Source organism: Moorena sp. SIO3A2 (assembly GCF_010672265.1).
Classification (GTDB): Bacteria; Cyanobacteriota; Cyanobacteriia; order Cyanobacteriales; family Coleofasciculaceae; genus Moorena; species Moorena producens.
In genome coordinates this window covers 270,175-290,216 of sequence record NZ_JAAHHC010000015.1, presented here as the reverse complement: position 1 = coordinate 290,216, position 20,042 = coordinate 270,175, and the positions used below count along the sequence as shown (strand labels likewise).

General features: G+C 44.9%; 18 protein-coding genes and 3 pseudogenes. 11 read left to right on the top strand and 10 right to left on the bottom strand.

Annotated elements, in window-relative coordinates; translation table 11 throughout:
• Positions 1-158: 158 nt before the first annotated feature.
• From F6K64_RS18740 to sppA, 4 genes are all read left to right on the top strand, one after another.
• Positions 159-1,466, top strand: a complete 1,308-nt coding sequence (locus F6K64_RS18740) for a peptidoglycan-binding domain-containing protein (RefSeq protein ID WP_008184409.1) — start codon at positions 159-161, stop codon at positions 1,464-1,466.
• A gap of 102 nt (positions 1,467-1,568) precedes the next feature.
• Positions 1,569-2,114 (top strand): bifunctional pyr operon transcriptional regulator/uracil phosphoribosyltransferase PyrR, encoded by a 546-nt coding sequence (pyrR, locus tag F6K64_RS18735; protein ID WP_008184410.1) that lies wholly within the window; start codon positions 1,569-1,571, stop codon positions 2,112-2,114.
• Between the two features lie 35 nt (positions 2,115-2,149).
• On the top strand, positions 2,150-3,178 hold the full coding sequence (fni, locus tag F6K64_RS18730; RefSeq protein ID WP_008184411.1) for a type 2 isopentenyl-diphosphate Delta-isomerase: 1,029 nt from the start codon (positions 2,150-2,152) through the stop codon (positions 3,176-3,178).
• A gap of 160 nt (positions 3,179-3,338) precedes the next feature.
• Positions 3,339-5,156: a signal peptide peptidase SppA gene (sppA, locus tag F6K64_RS18725; RefSeq protein ID WP_008184412.1), complete on the top strand. Its 1,818-nt coding sequence runs from the start codon at positions 3,339-3,341 to the stop codon at positions 5,154-5,156.
• 219 nt (positions 5,157-5,375) lie between these two features.
• Here the strand turns inward: sppA and F6K64_RS18720 are convergent, their stop codons facing one another.
• Together F6K64_RS18720 and F6K64_RS18715 are read right to left on the bottom strand one after the other, a co-directional pair.
• Positions 5,376-6,272 (bottom strand): ATP-grasp domain-containing protein, encoded by an 897-nt coding sequence (locus tag F6K64_RS18720; protein WP_008184413.1) that lies wholly within the window; start codon positions 6,270-6,272, stop codon positions 5,376-5,378.
• Positions 6,272-7,168, bottom strand: a complete 897-nt coding sequence (locus F6K64_RS18715; protein WP_008184414.1) for a hypothetical protein — start codon at positions 7,166-7,168, stop codon at positions 6,272-6,274. Before F6K64_RS18715 ends, F6K64_RS18720 begins: the two co-directional genes overlap by 1 nt.
• Before the next feature lie 251 nt (positions 7,169-7,419).
• On the opposite strand from F6K64_RS18715, the gene F6K64_RS18710 reads away from it, so the two are divergent.
• On the top strand, positions 7,420-7,695 hold the full coding sequence (locus F6K64_RS18710; RefSeq protein WP_287252230.1) for a hypothetical protein: 276 nt from the start codon (positions 7,420-7,422) through the stop codon (positions 7,693-7,695).
• Here the strand turns inward: F6K64_RS18710 and F6K64_RS18705 are convergent.
• Positions 7,601-8,269, bottom strand: coding sequence for a GDYXXLXY domain-containing protein (locus tag F6K64_RS18705; protein ID WP_008184416.1), 669 nt, complete (start codon positions 8,267-8,269; stop codon positions 7,601-7,603). The genes F6K64_RS18710 and F6K64_RS18705 overlap by 95 nt on opposite strands.
• Positions 8,270-8,293: 24 nt before the next feature.
• On the bottom strand, positions 8,294-9,655 hold the full coding sequence (locus tag F6K64_RS18700; RefSeq protein WP_008184419.1) for a DUF2157 domain-containing protein: 1,362 nt from the start codon (positions 9,653-9,655) through the stop codon (positions 8,294-8,296).
• A gap of 384 nt (positions 9,656-10,039) precedes the next feature.
• Here F6K64_RS18700 and F6K64_RS18695 point away from each other — a divergent pair, with 384 nt between their 5' ends.
• Entirely contained in the window at positions 10,040-10,522 is a 483-nt protein-coding gene (locus tag F6K64_RS18695) for an RNA recognition motif domain-containing protein (RefSeq protein ID WP_287263187.1), read from the top strand.
• Between the two features lie 383 nt (positions 10,523-10,905).
• Positions 10,906-11,616, top strand: a complete 711-nt coding sequence (gene rpiA / locus F6K64_RS18690) for a ribose-5-phosphate isomerase RpiA (RefSeq protein WP_287263188.1) — start codon at positions 10,906-10,908, stop codon at positions 11,614-11,616.
• On the opposite strand, the gene F6K64_RS18685 is transcribed toward rpiA, so the two are convergent.
• Complete coding sequence (locus F6K64_RS18685) at positions 11,569-11,796, bottom strand: hypothetical protein (RefSeq protein WP_131826996.1); 228 nt, start codon at positions 11,794-11,796, stop codon at positions 11,569-11,571. The two genes, rpiA and F6K64_RS18685, sit on opposite strands and share 48 nt — an antisense overlap.
• 827 nt (positions 11,797-12,623) lie before the next feature.
• Here F6K64_RS18685 and F6K64_RS18680 point away from each other — a divergent pair.
• Positions 12,624-13,076, top strand: coding sequence for a hypothetical protein (locus F6K64_RS18680; protein ID WP_287252222.1), 453 nt, complete (start codon positions 12,624-12,626; stop codon positions 13,074-13,076).
• Positions 13,077-13,230: 154 nt separating this feature from the next.
• On the opposite strand, the pseudogene F6K64_RS18675 reads toward F6K64_RS18680, so the two are convergent.
• The 4 genes and pseudogenes from F6K64_RS18675 to F6K64_RS18660 form a co-directional block, all read right to left on the bottom strand.
• Positions 13,231-13,885: pseudogene (locus F6K64_RS18675) on the bottom strand (Uma2 family endonuclease).
• Between the two features lie 193 nt (positions 13,886-14,078).
• Positions 14,079-14,273: pseudogene (locus F6K64_RS18670) on the bottom strand (DUF4058 family protein); the annotation flags it as partial.
• A gap of 108 nt (positions 14,274-14,381) precedes the next feature.
• Positions 14,382-14,630, bottom strand: a complete 249-nt coding sequence (locus F6K64_RS18665) for a hypothetical protein (RefSeq protein WP_008185379.1) — start codon at positions 14,628-14,630, stop codon at positions 14,382-14,384.
• Between the two features lie 80 nt (positions 14,631-14,710).
• Entirely contained in the window at positions 14,711-17,050 is a 2,340-nt protein-coding gene (locus tag F6K64_RS18660) for an alpha/beta fold hydrolase (RefSeq protein WP_008185381.1), read from the bottom strand.
• Positions 17,051-17,211: 161 nt separating this feature from the next.
• Here F6K64_RS18660 and F6K64_RS18655 point away from each other — a divergent pair, with 161 nt between their 5' ends.
• A complete protein-coding gene (locus F6K64_RS18655) occupies positions 17,212-18,456 on the top strand; it encodes a sensor histidine kinase (RefSeq protein WP_044493487.1) in 1,245 nt (414 codons plus the stop codon).
• A complete protein-coding gene (locus F6K64_RS18650; RefSeq protein WP_008185384.1) occupies positions 18,453-19,088 on the top strand; it encodes a response regulator in 636 nt (211 codons plus the stop codon). The genes F6K64_RS18655 and F6K64_RS18650 overlap by 4 nt, the downstream gene beginning before the upstream one ends.
• Before the next feature lie 515 nt (positions 19,089-19,603).
• Here the strand turns inward: F6K64_RS18650 and F6K64_RS18645 are convergent.
• A pseudogene (locus F6K64_RS18645) lies at positions 19,604-19,757 on the bottom strand (IS630 family transposase); the annotation flags it as partial.
• 71 nt (positions 19,758-19,828) lie between these two features.
• Here F6K64_RS18645 and F6K64_RS18640 point away from each other — a divergent pair.
• Positions 19,829-19,996, top strand: coding sequence for a hypothetical protein (locus F6K64_RS18640; RefSeq protein ID WP_154659821.1), 168 nt, complete (start codon positions 19,829-19,831; stop codon positions 19,994-19,996).
• The last annotated feature ends 46 nt before the right edge of the window (positions 19,997-20,042 follow it).

The window sequence follows — 20,042 nt, the reverse complement described above, 5'->3', positions numbered from 1 at the left end:
TCGGGTAAAGGGATGATCGGATCAGCAGTTATGACCGATGAAGGCAACTGGGGATGACTTGGGCAAGAGTGATGTCTATTAAGATGGTAGTGTTATGAACACAATACAAATATTGCTAGATAACTGGCTATCATAAAAAAAAATTTGGTAGGAAAGCGATGGAAAGCTTAGTCTGCGTTAATCTTGCCGAGTCCTATGAAGACGCGGATAATTTTCAGTGGCAAGATGATAATGGTTTAATTCGATGGTTGGATGGGCTAAACAGTCCCACTATTCCTAGTTCAGCTTGGATCAAGATTAGTGCGATCGCAATTGCCCTAACCATCCTCAGTACCGCTGCTAATGCCAGTGCTAAAGTGCTTCAAAAAGGCAGCCGTGGATCACAGGTGACTTCTCTTCAGAAAGAGTTGGCAGCGGCTGGCTTTTATAAAGGTCGGATTACTGGCAACTATGACATGTTAACCCAGTCTTATGTTGCTATCTTTCAGCAAAAGAAGGGACTACCAATAGATGGTGTGGCTGGACCAAAAACCCTAGCAGCCTTATATAAAACTGCTGGTACTGATATTCGTCTACCAACAAACACACAGCTCAAACGCGGTAGTAGAGGAACGGTAGTCAGCGATCTACAAAAGAAGTTGACAACCTTGGGATTTTTTAATGGTCCGATCACTGGCTATTACGGGCGCATCACCCAAGCAGCGGTAATTAAATTTCAGCAAGCCAAGGGATTACCTGTGGATGGTGTGGCTGGACCAAACACATTGTTCGTAATCAATGGTGGTTCGATCAAGAACGCCACTCAGTTACGGCGAGGTAACAGAGGAACTGCTGTGACCAAACTGCAACAGCGCATGAGGGAGTTGAAAGTCTACAACGGTCCAGTAACTGGATTCTACGGTCGTTTGACTGAGGCAGGGGTCGTAAAATTTCAGCGATTGAGGGGACTACCAGTCACTGGTATTGCTGACTCTCGTACATTGTCAGACCTAGCCAAAAATCCTAATGATAAGGATAATCTTACCAACGTCACTGAGTTGCGACCAGGCAGCAATGGCGAATCGGTGACAAAACTGCAAAATCGCCTTGCACAGTTGGGATTCTACAAAGGGCCAGTCACAGGATACTATGGTAAACTAACTGAGACCGCAGTCAAAGATTATCAGCTTTCTCGGGAACTGCCAGCAAATGGCATTGCTGACTCTCGTACCTTATCAGCACTACGGGGCAATTCTGGTATTGCTGTTGCTGCTGCCATCATTACTCCATTAAAACGAGGTAGTCGTGGCACAAGAGTGAATAGCCTTCAGAATCGCTTGATTTACCTAGGCTACTATAAAGGATTAAAAGATGGCGTATTTGGACCAGCCACAGAGGCAGCCCTGAAGCGATATCAACAGGACAAAGGCTTATTTCCCAATGGAATTGCTGATGCTAGAACCTTTTCATCTCTTGCTCCACGGTAATCGCTGAACGTCTGGTATAATCTCAAAACCTTGACAGCCCTGTCCCCGCCTAACTATAGGAGTGTGGGCAGGGTATCCTGCTGAAATTTTTAATTAACCAGGATGCCTACTCAAACCATTGAAATCCTATCAGCTGAAGAACTGCGCCGTACAGTCAATCGTTTGGCATCTCAAGTGATCGAACAAGTGAGTGATTTGTCCAAACTAGCACTGGTTGGTATATATACCAGAGGTGTTCCTTTAGCTCAGTTGCTAGGACGTCAGATTGAAACCCTAGAGCAGGTCAGTGTGCCAGTGGGAGCGTTGGATATCACCTTTTATCGGGATGATCTCGATCGAATTGGCATTCGCACCCCAGCAAAAACAGATATTCCCTTCGATCTTGATCGTAAGATAGTGGTGTTGGTGGATGATGTCATTTATAGAGGACGTACCATTCGTGCTGCTCTAAATGCGGTGCTTGAGTATGGTAGACCCCAAACGATTAAATTATTAGTGCTAGTAGACCGAGGACATCGGGAACTGCCGATTAGTCCAGATTTTACCGGCAAGCTACTCCCCACATCCGCCGAAGAACAGGTAAAGGTTTATCTAAACGATAATGATGGTCGGGATGGAGTGGAATTAATTAAAGTAATTAGCGCCTGAATCATGATCAGATTGCTCTTATTTTCCAAATTATTATGACCCAAACCCAACAGCGAAAGGCTGACCACATCAGGATTTGTCTCGATGAAGATGTTCAATTTCGTGCCAATACCAATGGACTTGAAAGGTACCGCTTCACTCACTGTTGCTTACCAGAACTAAACCGCAGTGAGATTGACATATCTACCACATTTCTCGGGAAATCCTTGGGAGCACCATTGTTGATTTCCTCTATGACTGGTGGTACTGAACAGGCAAAAACGATTAATTTTCGTCTGGCTGAGGTTGCCCAACATTACAAACTAGCCATGGGGGTTGGTTCTCAGCGAGTAGCTGTGGAAAAACCCGAGGTTGGTCATACCTTTGCGGTGCGCTCCCAAGCTCCAGATATTATCCTATTTGCCAACATCGGTGCGGTTCAGCTGAACTACAGTTATGGACTAGAAGAATGCCAAAAGGTGGTTGACCTGTTAACAGCAGATGGGCTGATTTTGCACATCAATCCCTTGCAGGAGTGCATTCAAGCTAACGGGGATACTAATTTCAAGGGTTTACTTGACAAAATTAATGGTTTATGCAGTAAGTTAACGGTACCAGTGATTGCTAAAGAAGTGGGTAATGGCATCTCAGCCGGTATGGCCCAAAGGTTGCTGGAGGCTGGTGTTACCGCTATTGATGTCGCTGGTGCGGGGGGCACCTCTTGGGCAAAGGTAGAAAGTGAGCGAGGATTAACCGCTCATCAGCGTCGGTTAGGACAGACCTTTGGTGACTGGGGTTTACCAACCGCTGAGTGCATTACCAGTATTCGAGCCATTGCCCCCGACATTCCCCTAATTGCATCTGGGGGATTGCGCAATGGTTTGGATGTGGCAAAAGCGATCGCATTAGGAGCCGATATTGCTGGTCTAGCATTACCATTCCTGCAAGCAGCCGCTGAGTCAGTAGATGCCGTTGATGCCTTAGTGCAACTGTTGATGGCAGAAATCACTACCGCTCTATTCTGCACCGGTAATGCTACGTTGTCTGATCTCAAGCAATCCGACACTTTGAAAAAGTTAGGATAGTCGTAATAGGGAATAGGGAATAGGGAGTAGGGAGTAGGGAATAGGGAATAGGGAATAGGGAATGGCTCAACGCCCTTAATCCTTAATACTTTATCCCTAATCCTTAATACTTTATCCCTAATCCTTAATACTTTATCCTGAATCCTGAATCCTTTACCAAATGCGTCAATTTCTCCAACAAACTTTTGCGAGCCTAGTAGGAAGTCTTGCCGGTTTAATTCTATTTTTTAGTTTAGCTACTAGTGGATTCCTGTTTCTACTAATTGCAGTAGCATCCAAAGATACAGGGCCACAGGTTCAAGATAAATCAGTGCTGGTGTTTGATTTATCGGTCAATATCAGCGATACCAATCCTACCTCAAGCACCAGTGAAGTGATTGAAGAGGTGTTATCGGGTCAACAAACCAATATCATCCCTTTGCGCAAGGTGCTCGATACTCTGGATAAGGCAACTAAGGATAAGCGCATTGTTGCCCTCTACCTGGATGGATCCGCATCTAAAACTGTTGGTAACACTGGCTTGGCAAATCTCAAGGAGGTAAGGGAGGCTCTGGAGCGTTTCCGAGCTGCTGGGAAAAAAATTATTGCCTATGACGTAGATTTGGGAGAACGGGAATACTATCTTAGCTCGGTTGCGGATACGATAATTCTTAACCCGATGGGAGTTGTAGAAATCAATGGCTTGAACTCTGCCCAACTTTTTCTGACCGGAGCTCTCCAGAAGTATGGTATTGGTGTTCAGGTGGTTCGAGTTGGCAAGTACAAGTCCGCAGTTGAACCGTTCTTGCTCAAACAGCTGAGTCCTGAAAGTCGGGAACAGACTCGAGAATTGTTAGATGATCTTTGGGATGAATTTTTGACAACAGTGGGGAAAAGTCGTGAGATTACTCCCAAGACCTTGCAAGCGATCGCTAATACTAAAGGGATGTTGATCGCATCAGAGGCCAAAACTCAAGGTTTGGTGGATCAAGTTGGATACTTCGATGAGGTGATTGCTACTCTCAAGGAGCTTACTGGAGAAAAGAAAAAGGATAAATCGTTCCGGAAAATTAAGCTGGCTACTTACGCTAGAGCGAAAAGTCCTTACTCTAAAAATCGCAAGTCTAAGCATAAAATTGCCATAATTTATGCCGAGGGTAGCATTGTTGACGGTCAGGGAAACTTTGAGCAAGTGGGGGGTGAACGCTTTGCTAAACAGCTGCGCGAGCTACGGCTGGATAAAGATATTAAAGCAGTAGTGCTAAGGGTTAATAGTCCTGGTGGCAGTGCTACAGCCTCTGAGATTATTCAACGGGAAGTGCGGCTTATCCGTGAGGAAAAGCCAGTGATTGTGTCGATGGGCAATGTGGCAGCTTCTGGTGGCTACTGGATTTCTACCTATAGCGACCGAATTTTTGCTGAGCCAAATACTATCACTGGTTCTATTGGTGTCTTTGGTGTACTTTTTAATATCCAAGAATTAGCTAACAACAATGGTCTGACCTGGGATATTGTACAAACAGGTTCTTTAGCCGATATTCAAAGTACTGTCCGTCCCAAAACAGACCAAGAGTTGGCAATCTACCAAACCATGGTTAATCAGATTTATGACCAGTTCATTGACAAGGTAGCAGAGTCACGTAAATTGCCTAAGGGCAAGGTTAAAGACATTGCTCAGGGACGGGTTTGGTCAGGTATAGACGCCAAGCAGATCGGTTTAGTTGATGAGATTGGGGGTATTAATGATGCTATTAAGCATGCAGCTAAGCAAGCTAAGTTAAAGGATGATTGGAAAGTAGAAGAGTATCCAAAAATTCCTAGTTTCGAGGAAATGATTCTGAAGACCCTGAGTAATGATGTTAGGCTCACAAGCCGACAATTACCTGAGCCACTAACTACAGAATTGCTGAAGCTAAAAGAGGATTTGGCAATTTTAACAACCTTGAATGACCCGAAGGGGATTTATTCTATTTTACCGTTTAACTGGCGGGTAGATTAAGGGTTGAACGCGATGGACGAAGTCCCGCTTTCAGCGAACGCGTGGCCTTTAGGCCAAGGTTGTCTGTCAGAATGCAGAATGTAGAATTAAGAATGTAGAATTCCAAATTCTACATTCTGCATTCTACATTCTTAATTCAAAACTATTGGAAATTGAGCTTCTTTAAAGTTTTTTAAGATTCAGCTAGAAATCGAAAGCAAAACTTCGCTGACCTAATCGTCAAGAAACTACTAAAGTCTCAATCATTGCTTCACATAGCGCTCCATTCAAAACTTGATCGAACCTAACAAACATTGGAGAACTATTGAGTTCCAAAAATACAAGTTGTTTGGTGTGTGGATCGGTTTTGAAGTCAGCCGCCCCAAAATCCATCTGTAAAGCGACCATTAATTTGCGTAGCAACTCTACTTCTTGGGGAACTGTTTCGAGTGGAATCACCTCAGCATCTGGTTTAACCCGATAATCTAGATGCTGACTACGGATTTCAAAAGCAAAGGCATGATTCCCTACCACATAGATCCGTACTTCTGGCGCTACTAAACGATTTTGGACAATGGCTGGCATCGCAGCACAACCATTACGAAACTGGATAGAGGAGTACAATTGCTCTAGGGAATAACAAAAATCACCCCCAGCAACGGGTTTAGCAATCGCACTCCCCGCAGAATATTTTCCCAATTCCTCAGCTTCGTTAGTGATCCAAGTATCAGGGGTTTGCAAACCTAACTGTTGCGCTAGGATCAGCATTGCTGGCTTATTGCCAACTGCAGGAACATGGTGACGATTGAACAACCGGATATGGTTTTGGGATAGCAACCAACCATAGAAGGTTTGATACCAACCCGATGCCCGTTGTGATGCCCCAGACTTCGGAGCGTTAATATTACCAAAAACGTCATACCGAATAAAAGCTCCGGTTACAGACAGAACTGGAGCCTCAACTCTGGGATGCCTTTGGGTAAGATGCCATGAAAATTTCGGACTTTCTTCTTGCCCATGGCGTAAATCGCAAATCGGGACTTGTTGACCTTGAGCAACTTCAATCAACCGAGTCAGATTTGGATCTAACTCCCCACCTGCAACAAGCAAACATCCACCATCTGCTGATTTAATCATTAGTACCAACCAAATGGACTACTCTCTTCACCCAGTGCTAGAGTTGTTGGTCCTTCCTCTCCTATTGCCTGTGTAGTCGGTTGAGCTTCCTCTCCTACTGCCTTTGTAGTCGGTTGAGCTTCCTCTCCTACTGCCTGTGTAGTCGGTTGAGCTTCCTCTCCTAATGCCTGTGTAGTCGGTTGAACTTCCTCTCCTACTGCTAGTGTCGTAACTTGAGGGTCTTCCTCTCCTACTGCCTGTGTAGTCGGTTGAGCTTGTGTAGTAAATCGAGGATCTTCCTCACCCAATGCTAGAGTTGTTGGTCCTTCCTCTCCTATTGCCTGTGTAGTAAATCGAGGGTCTTCCTCTCCGTATGCCCGTGTAGTTGGTTGAGGTTCTTCCTCTCCTAGTGCCTGTGTAGTTGGTTGAGCTTGTGTAGTAAATCGAGGATCTTCCTCTCCGTATGCCCGTGTAGTCGGTTGAGGTTCTTCCTCTCCTAGTGCCTGTGTAGTAACTTGAGGGTTTTCCTCTCCCAATGCTAGTGTCGTAGGTTCCTCTTCTCCTACTGCCAATGTCGTCGGTCGAGGGCTTGACTCGCCAGGCTTGAGGAACTCAGCAGCGTGAACCGTAATACCATTGATTCGGGCAGAAACAATTACCGCATCTGCACCATTGGTAGGTTTAAAGTCAACACAAGCCGTGATTGGCGTCAGTCTTGGAAGACTAATACCTGACGGTTTATCAGCATCAAAACTGAATTCTAGGACAGAATCATCTGGATTGGGGTCTGCTGAGTTGTCTAACCGGGGATTTGTCCAGCCAGAAGTGGCAGCAAGCCCATCTGCTTGAATACTGAGTACAAGGGGAGACTCACTTACCTTAATTACAGAAACTTGCGAAACACGGAAAACTTTCATCCTGCTACCTATTTTATCCAGATATATCTAAAAATTATTGATCATGAGTCATAAGTAACCTTATATCGTTTGATGCAAAGTACATTTGACTCAAGTATCCATAGGAATTTATATCCTTTTTGTTTCTAAATAAGATGAGGCGTTATAAAAATTTAAGCATTATACTCAAATCTTGCGATCGCTCTTTTCCACTACTTGTCTGGAGCCGTCCCCTCACAACCTGCATCCCATAACCTCGGCATAATCTAGCTTTGAAGCACTTGTGTCAGGCAGTCAGGGGTGAAGGTTGTTTGCCCAAAGCGATTCGGTGTAGGGTAGGGTTAAATGTGAATTACACTCTTTCCCCCGTTCCCGATTCCCTGTTCCCGATTCCCTGTTTCCGATTCCCGATTCCCGATTCCCGATTCCCGATTCCCGATTCCCGATTCCCTCTTAAAACCGATACTTGCGAATCTGCTGTTGAGAATCTTTACTTACTAGCGCCCAGATTCCGATTGGTAAAGCATTCCCTTGAGCATCCACCTTAATTTCCATCACAATTGGTGGTGGTGATATCGGTAGGTTAGAGTTCTCTTGCCTAGCACTATTTAATTCTTCATTAATTTGTTCCCGTTGGTCTTCTGGCATATAATAAGTTTCCAATCCGTATTCAATCGAGCCATATTTAGCAACACCTTTGAGGGGAATCTGATTAGCTGGTAGTCGGGAAGGGAATTTGGCACTTAAGGCTACTGGTTTCCAGGCTATTGGTAGTTCAGTGGAGTTGGATGAGTCTGGTGCTTCTAAAATTACGTAAAAACGGGTACCAGGCTTGATAAAGGTTACCTTGTTGCCATTAGGTTGTTGCTTAGGTAATTTTTGCCAGCCAGGAAGATTGCGTAAGTTGTCCTGATTAGAGATATCGTATCTTAGAGTTTGGGAATAGCCTCGCAAAAGTTCGTAAGGGTCTACTGGCGCTGTCTGGAGAATGACAGTAATGCCAGTTAGTGTAGTGTAAATTGCCTGGGTGGGAACAGTAATAATTAGTGCGGTTTGAAATAAAAGAGGTACCCAGAATCGCCAGCTTGGTATAGGACGGGAATACTCAGAATTAATGCTCATAAGTCATAATTTATAATTCATAAATCATAATTCAGACTTCAAATAGCGCTCAAACCATAGTCCAGCACCAATAATACCTAGCCCACAGAGGAATAAGACTATGGATTTGACTAATAAACCAGTATCGTACTCCAGCATCCGGGTCAAAATTTGCAGCGTCAGTAGCACCATGCCACCCCAGAATAAACCTCGTTTCCCCTCTGCTAGTCCGGCGCGGATTAAACCGATGACGATTAGGAATAAAAGCAGATTGAAGATGAATACGGCTAATATGGGTAGAATACCAATACTGAGATGCCAATAGGGAACTAGGGCGCTGATCACAATCATAGTAGCCACAACCTTAGTTGTTGAGTCCACTCGACGCAACAGTTTTATCCACGCCCAGATCGTTAAGCTACCTAAAATGACACTATCAATCACCGCAGGTTCCAAGAGTATTGAGGTGACGTCAACTAGGGGTTTGACTGATGGTGAACTATCCCATAACACGTGGAAAGACAAAAAATAAAATGATAGGCTGAGGAAAGTGATCCCAAGGGTGCGGGCTGTGCAATTAAATTCCTGGAGGTTGGGCTGAATTGTTCCCAGGAAATCCCCGTATGACCATAACAAGGCTGGTGGTAGGGCGCATGCGATCGCAGCAATCCAACCGGGATAAGGCCATAGCTCGAAGTTGATCAAGTTCCATTCCAGGCCAGCAACTACTGCGATCGCACTTAAGCGAAACATCCATCGTGAACGGCACCAGTAAGCCAGGGGAATAAACAGTAAACCCGCAAACACTGGCATATGTTGTATGATTAGCCTTAGCCAAGACAACTCTGTGATTGCTAGAAATTCTGGCTGGGAGATTCCTCGCACATACCCTAACCCAATCAAGACCATTGCCAGCATCCCTAATCGGGTCAAGCGTAGGCTATAAGCCATGGCTAAGACTCCTAATCCCCAAATCAGGTATAACTGATAGAGTGGTCCACTGTGGTGGAACATTTGGGACATCAGTGCTATATTGGCTCCTAAAGTCAGGGCTCCTAAAAGTAATAAACCCTGTCCCAAACGGCAATGCCTACCTTGGGTTGGGTCTCGCCATAGATAAAAGCCAGCAATGTTGATCCCGAAGAAGACACTCAGAAGCAAGGTCACTTTCAACCACCGAGACCAGGCTTGCCAGTTGGCTGCCACAAAGGTGATCATGCCCAAGCCTAAGAGAAGACTGCCTAGTACTAGCAAAATTACGACGAATCGATTACGGGCCGCTACTTCCAGGTCACTAAATTGATAGCGTTCCGCTAATTGAGCGTATAGGCCAGCATCAATCAACCCTTCTGTTTGCCATTGTTGTGCTTCAAGACGTAACTGGTGACGAAATTTATCGGAAGGCATCACAACCTATTTTTTAGAGCTTAAGACTTTCATCTGGGAATATACAATGTTATAATCACTAACCGACTGAATGTTTGATTATGTCCATGATATGGTGTAAACATTCTGTAATAATTAGATTAGAGTAAGTAAAAAACTGTTAACTAGAATCGGAGCTAATGGTAAACCAGAGGTCAACGTGTGGGTCGTAGTAGCTCCGAACATGTGGTATATAGGAGTTTTGATTTTACTGCATCCGTCTGTTCAGTTGAGGTTGGTAAGGTACGTCAGAAGATTGTCTAGACGTGGTAAGTGTTCGTCGCTCAAATTTCTCCTTATCCACCCTAGTGACTGGTGTCAACAATTTTTTCCTTTTTTTTTGTTATAGCCCGGAGGTATCTCTAAATGTCTATTCGTCTGTACATAGGTAACTTACCTAAAGAAGAAGTAAACCGTGATGAGCTGCAAGCTATTTTTGCTGAAGCCGGTGACAACTTTAGCACAAAAGTGATTAAAGATCGTAAAACTGGTAAATGTCGGGGCTTTGGCTTCGTCACAGTGTCAACGGATGAGGAGGCTGATCAATTCATTGAAAAGTTCAATGGTCTTATGTTCAAGGATACTGCCTTGAAAATTGAAAAAGCCCTGCCACGATCTAAGAATCAAGAGAAAGAACCATCTAAGGAGAAAGAAAAACCCAATCAGGCATCAACCTCATCTACCAGCAACAATCCTCCCCCTCGCCGTAACAACAACAAGAATAAGTCTAATAAGCGTAAGCATCAACAGACTACATCTGACCCCGGTGGAATTCAACCCGATCCCCGTTGGGCTAAGGAATTGGCAAAGCTGAAAGAACTGTTATCGGCTCAAACCACTAACTCTTAAGTTGGGATACATCTAACTGATTTCCATTACCAATTCTGGTAAGATTAGCCCTACGTCCTACCCGTCAGGGAGGCGTGGGCTTATTATAATTTCTCAATAAAAGATCTAATCACCAAGTGCCTGGGTTTGACCAGTCTGCTGATAGTACTGCTGATAATACTACTTCAATAGTTCGATATCTGACTCATTCTGGCAGACAGAGAGTCTTTTATTTTTTTTGGTTCATGATCAGTGCCAAATCCCGATAGGTTTATGGTCATTTAAAAGGGAGATCAGGTAATTTTGGATCGTCTGTTACCCAATCGATTTACAATTATCAGTTGTGAACTAAAACTTAAGTTTTAACCACTAACAACCACTAACCACTAACCACTAACGTTGTTATGAGTGCAGAAATTGACCCCATTAAGCTAATGAAACAGGAAGTTGGCAAAGCAGCTGCCAAGCGGGTGCAGTCGGGAATGATTGTGGGGCTAGGCACTGGTTCAACGACTGCCTATGCAATTCAGTTTTTAGGCGATCGCTTAAACTCTGGAGAAATTAAGGATATTGTAGGGATCCCCACCTCTTTCCAGGCAGAAGTCTTGGCGAAACAGTACGGCATTCCTTTGACTACCCTCGATGCAGTGGATCACATTGATGTAGCGATTGATGGTGCTGACGAAGTTGATCCCCAGAAAAATTTGATTAAGGGGGGTGGCGCTGCCCACACCCGTGAGAAAATTGTAGATTCCCTGGCCAAACAATTTATCGTAGTGGTGGATAGCACTAAAATAGTTGAAAACTTGGGGTCTACCTTCCTATTGCCTGTAGAAGTTATCCCGATGGCAATCACACCAGTTATGAATGCTATTCAAAAGCTAGGGGGTAAACCGGAACTGCGCATGGGGGTCAAAAAAGCTGGACCAGTGATTACGGATCAAGGGAATATGGTCGTTGATGTTAAATTTGACGCCATTGATAACCCAGCTGAGCTAGAAAAAACTATCAATAATATTCCTGGTGTTCTGGAAAATGGTTTATTTGTTGGGGTTACCGATCTGGTTCTAGTTGGAGAAGTTAAGGATGGTCAGACCGTGATCCGGGAAATTTAACAACTCCAGCACTAAAGCTTGAAGGTGCCGTGGGATTATTGCTTGATAGGAATACTCTTGATAGAAATACTCAGATATTTCTCCCAAGCCAAGGCAATTAACTGTATCTCCCACGGCTTGACTCATTTTTGGATGTTGCTTAATAATAGAAGGATTGTAAGAGTTTTGTGGAATAGGCATCTTGCCTGTTCGGCGATCTTTTGGGGCGGGCAGGATGCCCACTCTACTCCTATTGATTCAAAGATTCAGCAACGCCAATTTTTTAGCTATTTGAGCTAGAGAGTCGTTGATTAGACTTTGTCGAGCTTAGCCACCAGCGGCAAAGGTGAGCATAATAACTGCTGAAAGCAACATACCAGGACTTAGTAACAGAACTAACATCAAAAAATCATGGGATTCCATAATCGTAAACTCTCCTAACTGCTTCTTTACTACCCTAACCTGGGAGAAATGCTAATCCCGGAAAATCAAGAATTTATCAAGAATTCGTAAGCGGTCAGCGGTCAGCGGTCAGCGGTCAGCGGTCAGCGGTCAGCGGTCAGCTTCAAAAAAACCTCGTTCGCGTGTGGCACAGGCTTTGGCCTTGGCCTTTTGGCCTTTTGGCCACGCTACGCGAACGGCCACGCTACGCGAATGGCCACGCTGTGCGAACGACGCTGGGATTTAACTCAGCATTAAACGAATGCTTACCTCTTTGATTCAAAAGCTGTTCGCGTAGCGTGCGCCTAGCGCATTAGCTTATAACTGATAAATAATAGTTGATAGCTTACCTTTACTTTTGCTTTATTACCGATTTCAGCTATTAGCTAAACTTGTTACTATTATAACTATAAAATTGTAAATATTTATTAAAAAAATATAAATTATCCTGATTTTTTTTATTTTATACTTGACAACAACCATAGCCAATGTTTATAATATAAACATACCAAAAAGAGCCGCGCTTTGCGGGTGTCAACGACAAGCGCGGCTCTTTCCCAAACCACAGTTTAGGTAATTCTATAATAATGCCAAAAAAACAATTCGTTCATCATCCCATCGATTATCACGAAGCGATGGAGCGTCTTGAACAGCTTCGACAACAGACGGAGCCGAGGGATGAAAATATCTATCCCTATCCGATCACGGAGCGATGCAGCGCGGTCTTGGGGGTTTCCCCCATGAGCGACTGCATCAAGAAGCGAGAGCAAATCTTGATTCTACTGTACAGTTACTGCCAATTGGGTATGACACCCCAACGGTTTTACCAAAAGTGGGACTTGACTCACGAAGATATAGCTTTGATCTGCTCTTGTTCCGTTCACACGGTTAATGGCTGGTTTTCCACCAGTCGTCGCTGTTACCCTCCCACTGCTGGTCACTTGCGCCATCTGGCGATTATGGATTTTTTGTTGGAGGATTTTGAGACTATTCCGAAGGAGTTATTGGAGCGACTGCATCAAGACAACGATTGTGCTTGAAGGAGGGCAGAATGTAGAATTTAGAATTTAGAATTTAGAATGTATAATTCTACATTATAAAACGATTTTGGTTTGCGATTCTCCTAGGAGAATCGCACCTAATCAAACTGCTGCGATCGCCTTTGGCGCACCTCCAGGACATGCTCCCAACAAATCAGGTTATAATTCCTTGTAATTTAAGTTTGAAACCGGGAAGCACCGCTTCTCCAGATAACTCGTTGGGATTATCTATAACCTCAGTTTTTTGTCCTGACCGATAGATTTCAACCCGTCGATTCTGAGGGTCAATCAGCCAACCTAAGCGCAAGCCATTGTCAATGTATTCTTGCATTTTTGCTTGTAGCTCCTTGAGACTGTCAGACTTTGATCGCAACTCAATTACGAAATCAGGACAAACTTTAGGGAGCGATGCAGCGCGGTCTTGGGGGTTTCCCCCATGAGCGACTGCATCAAGACAACGTTTGTTTTTGTTCCTCGGTGAGTGCATCCCAGCGGTGACGTGACACCCAAGAGCTATCAGGGGAACGATTCGAGCCACTGGGAAGTTCAAATCCGGTAGAAGAGTCAAATGCTTCTCCTTTTTCTGGGTTTTCCTCATACCAATTTCCTAATTGCCTGGTAATACTAAGATTTCTTTTACCGGTTTCCCATCCTGTTGGTGGATTCACAATCAATTTTCCTTGGGCAGTTCTTTCTAATCTCAGGTCTCGGTTAGCAGTGGCTAATTGTTCAAACTGTTGGTGATTTACTTTGAGGTCCAAAGATGGTGGAACTATTAGCTTCAGTAGGGGGTCTAGTTGACTTGACATAACCGTTAATCCTGGCAATTGAGATATAACGAGGGAGCAGAAGATAAAGAAGTCACTTCGGGTAATTACATTGGGATTTTGGGGAGTTTATATAAGTCGCGATCGCTTAATGGATAATTGAGTAAGGATAAAAAAGGTTGGGCAATCTGCGAACATTTATCTTTCTGTTAATTTTTGTCCTGATTCAAAAATTTTATCGGCGACATCCTGCCCAAGATTCTACATCATCCTCCGACCAAGGCAATGGTGGATTGCTGCTATAGTCAATAAAATAGTCGTAGCCTAACTGGTCATAAAGCTGATCCACCAATGTCTGTAATTGTACCATTGGTTCGGTATCCCCAGGAAGCAGGGGAAGCGGAAAAGAGGGAATGCGATCGCTTAAACTAAATGGATAGCACTAATTCACCTTAGGGGCAATCAATTCCTGACCCGCCTGATCAAGGGTGAGTCCCTTAACCGTTTCCTCTAAGGGAGCCTTGCCTCACACCAAATATCAGCTGATAGAGCTGATAAAGGTACCGAGTAAATTCCAGAATCTTTTCCCTAGCCAAGCAGATAAAACTCCACAGTAAATGGAGAAGCCTATGCTTAAAAGCATTATTGTATTCAAAGATATCTCTACATGCCAAAGCCATCGATAGATAGACATGATAGCGATGCCCGCCAGTAATCCGGCAGCCGCACCTGCTGCCGCCTGAGTTAATACTTGTCTTGTAGTACGTTGAATCGTTTCTGTTTCCATAACTAGAGGCTCCTCGTTAGTATCGTCAGCAATCCTGCACGGGACACACAGGAGTGTGCCCCCAATCTCAATCTATTCAATTACTTCACCTTGGATGCAATCAATTCCTGACCCCCTTGATAAAGTGTTAATCCGTCAACCGTTTCATCTGCTGACAAATTGAATTGAATCGTGATATCTGCAACCTGAGCCAAGAATTTAGTTTCTGAAACAGCATAAAGGCTAAACGCTTCCTGCCCTGTGGCTTGGGCGAGTAGTTGTTCTTCCTCGACTCGAATAGCGATCTGCATATTAGGGAGTAACTGGTAGGTTCCCACATAGCGGTTGTAAATTGCTGGGTCAAGCTCAACAATCTCAGGCTCACCGGATTCATTAACTGTGACAGTGTCAATATCAACAGTTAATTTTTCTAGTTGAGCTTGTACGTCTTCAGACATCTCAGCCTGGTAACGTCCGCCCAGGTGTTCAGCTAAAAACTTCTCTAATGCAGCTGTCATGGCCAGCGAGTTGATCTCCTTACGGAAACCATGGCCTTCATCGGGGGCAATCAAATATTCCACCGGTCGGCCTAAATCTCGCAATGCGGCCACAATTTGGTCCGATTCCGCTTGCTTAACCCGGGGATCCTTGGCTCCTTGAATTACCATTAGTGGGGCCTGAATTTGGTCGGCGGAAAACAGGGGTGACTGGGCTTTTAGACGGGAGCGATCGCTCGGATCATCCGGATCTCCCAGCCGCAGAGCAAAGGTAGCCTTCATCGATTCCCAATAGGGGGGAATTGACTTGAGCAAGGTAATCAGATTCGATGGCCCCACATAGGATACGCCAACGGCATAGATATCTGGTGTAAATGCCAAACCAGCTAGGGTGGCATAGCCTCCATAGGAGACACCAAAAATTCCCACACGCTCGGGATCGGCAATCCCTGCATCAATCAGATACTGCACGCCATCCGTCAGGTCATGCTGCATCGCACCCGTGCCCCATTCGTTGTTACCGGCATTGAGAAAAGCTTTACCATAGCCAGTAGACCCTCGAAAGTTGGGTTGGAGAACGGCGTAACCGCGATTAGCCAGAAACTGGGTAAACCGCTTGTACCCCCACATATCTCGTCCCCAAGGTCCACCGTGGGGCATGACAATCACCGGTAAGTTCACTGGGTCTACCCCCTGGGGCAGGGTCAGATAGGCTGGAATCTCTAGACCATCACGGGCTGTATAGCGGATCGGCTGCATGGTGGCCAAATGTTCCCTGGGCAGCTCTGGCCGATCATCGTAGAGTTTTTCCAGGGTTTGAGTACTACGATCAAATAGATAAGTAGACCCGGGATTCACATCGCTCCGGGTTCCAATCAACGCAAAGCGATCATCCAGGGTAAGGGATTGCAACACAATATCAACGTCGGGCAGTTGTTGTTTCAGAAAGGCTAGATCAGCCGCTATCTTGTCGTTTTGAGGATAGATGCGGATGCGATCGCCAATATAGGAGGTAGCAATCAACTCATCAGTCGCTTGTGAAAACACTGCACCCCCAAAATCCACCTGGTTTTCAGGATCAACTTCCACGACCTGACTCTGTTGGCTTTCGAGATTAAGCAGCTCTAACTGGATTAAATTCCCATCCCGATTGCTGATCAGATACACCCGTTGGCCATCTTTATGAAAGCGAATGGGGACACAGGTTTCTTCAATTCGACAGGTGTAAACAGGTGTTAATCCATCTTTTTGCACCGCCAGAATCTCATGCCCCCCTTCCAGGGTTTGGCGATAGCCGATGCGCACATTACCGTCTAAATCCGTTGTCCAGAGGGCAATATTATCGTCATTTTGAATCAACAGCGTCCGCTCGCCTGTTGTCAAATCCAAACGATAGACATCATGAAACTGGGGATTGCGCTCGTTAAGACCGATAATGATGTGGTTGGGAGTCCGTTTAGGAACGCTATATATACTGGCCGTAATCCCCTCTACAGGGGTTAAATCGCGGGTTACCGGGCTAGTCTCACCTAAAGATTTAGCTTCAACCGCATAAATGTGAAAATTCTCATTGCCCCCTTTATCCTGGCCGTAGAGAATGTAACGACCATCGGCGCTCCAAAAGTAAATTATAATTGGGCTTTCAGCATCAGCCGTGACTGGACGAGCAGCTTCCATCGGTTCATTGATGCCCTTAACCCACACATTGATCACGCCGTCTAGAGGTTTTTGAAAGGCCAGAAACTGACCGTCGGGGGAAAGCTGGGCACCCGTAATCTCTGGATCGCCAAAGAATAGTTCCCGCTGAAGTAACGGTGCTACAGCGGTCTGACTTTCAGCAGCGCTAGCAGTTTTTGCCGTTAGGGGCAGCGGTGGATTGCCAAGGCTAAAACCCATCAAACTAATAGACATCATCAAACCTGCACCAAATTGAAATTGTTTCATGACAAACCGTATCCTCTGAAGAGTTGCTTATAATTCAATATTAAACAGGCCATTTCAAACTGACTATAGCGAAAGGTCATATGGATACATGACGTTTGTCATGGAAATTTATCCATAAGTTTCATAAGCTGTAGAAGCAGTCATAAGCATTAGGTAAGCTGATGTCAGCTCGGACAACTCCTCAGGTTTCCACCATTAATCCTTCAATTCCTAAAATCCTGCGCTATCTGGAATGGGCATGTTTGATCATGACCATCCTGCTATTGCTGTTCCTCATCCTGAATAAATCATTGTCCAACGAGACCAAGGGCAGTGACTACCTAATAAGCTTTTGTGTATTGGGAGTTTTGGCCATTCTGAGCTTTTTCTTTCCAATCCGTCGCCCCATGTGGCAGCGACGAGTTTATGTCTTTGCCGGAATTTCCTGTGTGTTGGTGACAATAATCTTTAGTGATGCCGGTCTCGGTCTCTTTGTCTTTCTATACTTAGCCAAAAGCTGTTTTCTGTTGCGTCGTCGGGACGTGATCATCACGGTTGTTTTAGTCGGCATTACCTGGCATGTAGGTTTTGCGTGGCGGTTAACGAATGATTTACTAACTGATCTCTCAAAACCGATTGCAGAGCAGCAAGCTCGCTTTGAAAAAAACCTACAAACCCTTCAAGAGACTCCCCAAGTATTTATTGCGCAACTGATTTTCACTGAACTTGTAGTCTATATTTCTCTGAGTGTGCTAATTACGCTGCTTTGTTTAAGCTTAGTGGCTGAGTACAGGAGTCGTCAGCAAGCAATCGCTTTAACTCAGGAAGTTGAATTGCTAGCCGCAGATTTAGAACGCACCCGCATTGCTCGCGATATTCATGATTCATTGGGGCATACTTTGACCTCCCTTGATGTGCAGCTAGAATTAGCACAACGACTCTACGAACGAAACTCTAATCAGCTTCAACCAGCGTTAGACACGGCCAAACTGCTGGCCAGCCAATCCTTACAAGAAGTGCGTCGGGCAGTGACCACCATGCGAGAAGAGACCTTTGATCTCAATAAGGCCCTGCCACAGCTGCTGGAATCTTTTACATCCAACCCATCCATAACGGTTAAAAGCAAAATAGATTTGCCCCAGCTGCCGTTACAAACCAATCATCAGCTTTACTGTGTGGTTAAGGAAGGATTGGAAAATATCCGCAAACACAGTCAAGCCCAGGTTATTCACCTCAAGGGATATGCTTCGGCTGATGCGGTTATCCTTGAGCTAAAGGACGACGGTATTGGCTTTGATATTGCTAAACCCACCCAGGGTTTTGGCCTCAGGGGTATGCAGGAGAGAGTTCAGCTGATAGGCGGATCGATACAATTAGATAGCACACCGGGACAAGGCAGCTGTATTCAGATTAGGATACCACGATGATTCGACTTCTATTGGCTGATGATCAACCCATCTTTCGTCAGGGACTGGCGGCACTGTTGTCCCTGGAGGATGATCTCGAGGTGGTGGGTGAAGCCAATCACGGTGAAGAGGCCATTGCCCTCACGGAGAGGTTACAGCCTGACATTATCTTGATGGATGTGCGGATGCCCATCTGCGATGGCGTGCAAGCAACCCGAGAAATCCATACCCGCTACCCCTGGATTCGGATTCTGGTCTTAACCACCTTTGACAATGATGACTATGTGTTCCAGTCTCTTCAGGCTGGGGCGTTGGGATATTTGCTTAAAAGTACTCCAGCACCTAAGGTGGCAGCGGCCATTCGTAGTTTGCATCAGGGATACAGCCAATTAGGTCCTACCATCGCTCCAAAGGTGTTTTCTCAACTGAATAATACCCAACCTGAACGGGAAAAAACAGATTATCATGCTCAATTCAATCAGAGGGAACTACAGATCCTGAAGCTGTTGGGACAAGGTAAAAGCAATCGAGAAATTGCAGCCGCCCTTAATCTGACCGAAGGCACGATTAAAAATCATCTAACTAATATTTTCTGTGAGTTGGATGTTCGCGATCGCACTCAGGCTGCCCTCTGGGCTCATCAGCATCTTTAATGTGCATTAAATTAAACTATTTTATCACTATTTTATCTGGAAAATCATCATAGCAGAGCTTTTTTGGTAAAAACTAAACTGCAACAACCAACCCACGGGATGATTACCTGAGTTTGACGTAATAAAAATAGCAATAATTCCGGAATTTGGACAAATATTTTCTGAATTAAACTATCATATTTTATAGCCGTATAAGTATAGATTAGGACGTTAAATAAACAGCCAAATCAACTCTTAATACGAAATTTTTCGATAGTAATTATTTATTTTATCACTCGATTTTTAATCGAAAATCAATAATGTTCTATTTTCTTTAAATCAGGAGAATAGGGGGGCAAATAGTAAGGTGCGCGCCTCCAAGGGCGCGAGCAATTCCTCGCGCCCTTGGGTAGCACCTGAAGTTAACAACCGGCTGATTCAACTAATTATCGAATTTTTTATCCTCTCTTGGTGCGCGTGACCTAGGCGTTCGCGGAGCGGCGACCTAGGAGTTGGAAACCTCACGGTCGCACCGCTATGTAAACTAGCTTGTCTGGCTTCTTTTTAGAAATTTTTTCTAGAAACTCTTGCCTTTTTTATTCATCCCTTTCTCGATAACCGTAAGTTTTTTTTTCGGGTATAACCGATTTTTTTTAAGGCAATACCAAAAGTCCTATCACTAATCTTTTCGTAAGCATTCAGCCGTCAGCCGTCAGCCGTCAGCCGTCAGCCGTCAGCTAAAGTAACTCAGCATTATTCCAATGCTTACCTGTTGTCTTGATCCCAAGCGCGAGTGGGGGAAACCACGGCAGCGCGGTCATGGGGGGAACCCCCAAGACCGTAATGGTGCGTTTTCCGTAGGCGAATTTAATTCGCCACGGGTCGCACCTCTGCCTCCCCAAGACCGTAATGGTGCGTTTGACCCGTAATTAAATTCGCCACGGGTCGCACCTCTGCATCGCTTATTCAAAAGCA

Coding starts and splice junctions, on each gene's coding strand:
- F6K64_RS18740 (WP_008184409.1), top strand. CDS start 159: ATGGAAAGCTTAGTCTGCGTTAATCTTGCCGAGTCCTATGAAGACGCG.
- pyrR (WP_008184410.1), top strand. CDS start 1,569: ATGCCTACTCAAACCATTGAAATCCTATCAGCTGAAGAACTGCGCCGT.
- fni (WP_008184411.1), top strand. CDS start 2,150: ATGACCCAAACCCAACAGCGAAAGGCTGACCACATCAGGATTTGTCTC.
- sppA (WP_008184412.1), top strand. CDS start 3,339: ATGCGTCAATTTCTCCAACAAACTTTTGCGAGCCTAGTAGGAAGTCTT.
- F6K64_RS18720 (WP_008184413.1), bottom strand. CDS start 6,272: ATGATTAAATCAGCAGATGGTGGATGTTTGCTTGTTGCAGGTGGGGAG.
- F6K64_RS18715 (WP_008184414.1), bottom strand. CDS start 7,168: ATGAAAGTTTTCCGTGTTTCGCAAGTTTCTGTAATTAAGGTAAGTGAG.
- F6K64_RS18705 (WP_008184416.1), bottom strand. CDS start 8,269: ATGAGCATTAATTCTGAGTATTCCCGTCCTATACCAAGCTGGCGATTC.
- F6K64_RS18700 (WP_008184419.1), bottom strand. CDS start 9,655: ATGCCTTCCGATAAATTTCGTCACCAGTTACGTCTTGAAGCACAACAA.
- F6K64_RS18695 (WP_287263187.1), top strand. CDS start 10,040: ATGTCTATTCGTCTGTACATAGGTAACTTACCTAAAGAAGAAGTAAAC.
- rpiA (WP_287263188.1), top strand. CDS start 10,906: ATGAGTGCAGAAATTGACCCCATTAAGCTAATGAAACAGGAAGTTGGC.
- F6K64_RS18685 (WP_131826996.1), bottom strand. CDS start 11,796: ATGCCTATTCCACAAAACTCTTACAATCCTTCTATTATTAAGCAACAT.
- F6K64_RS18680 (WP_287252222.1), top strand. CDS start 12,624: ATGCCAAAAAAACAATTCGTTCATCATCCCATCGATTATCACGAAGCG.
- F6K64_RS18665 (WP_008185379.1), bottom strand. CDS start 14,630: ATGGAAACAGAAACGATTCAACGTACTACAAGACAAGTATTAACTCAG.
- F6K64_RS18660 (WP_008185381.1), bottom strand. CDS start 17,050: ATGAAACAATTTCAATTTGGTGCAGGTTTGATGATGTCTATTAGTTTG.
- F6K64_RS18655 (WP_044493487.1), top strand. CDS start 17,212: ATGTCAGCTCGGACAACTCCTCAGGTTTCCACCATTAATCCTTCAATT.
- F6K64_RS18650 (WP_008185384.1), top strand. CDS start 18,453: ATGATTCGACTTCTATTGGCTGATGATCAACCCATCTTTCGTCAGGGA.
- F6K64_RS18640 (WP_154659821.1), top strand. CDS start 19,829: ATGCTTACCTGTTGTCTTGATCCCAAGCGCGAGTGGGGGAAACCACGG.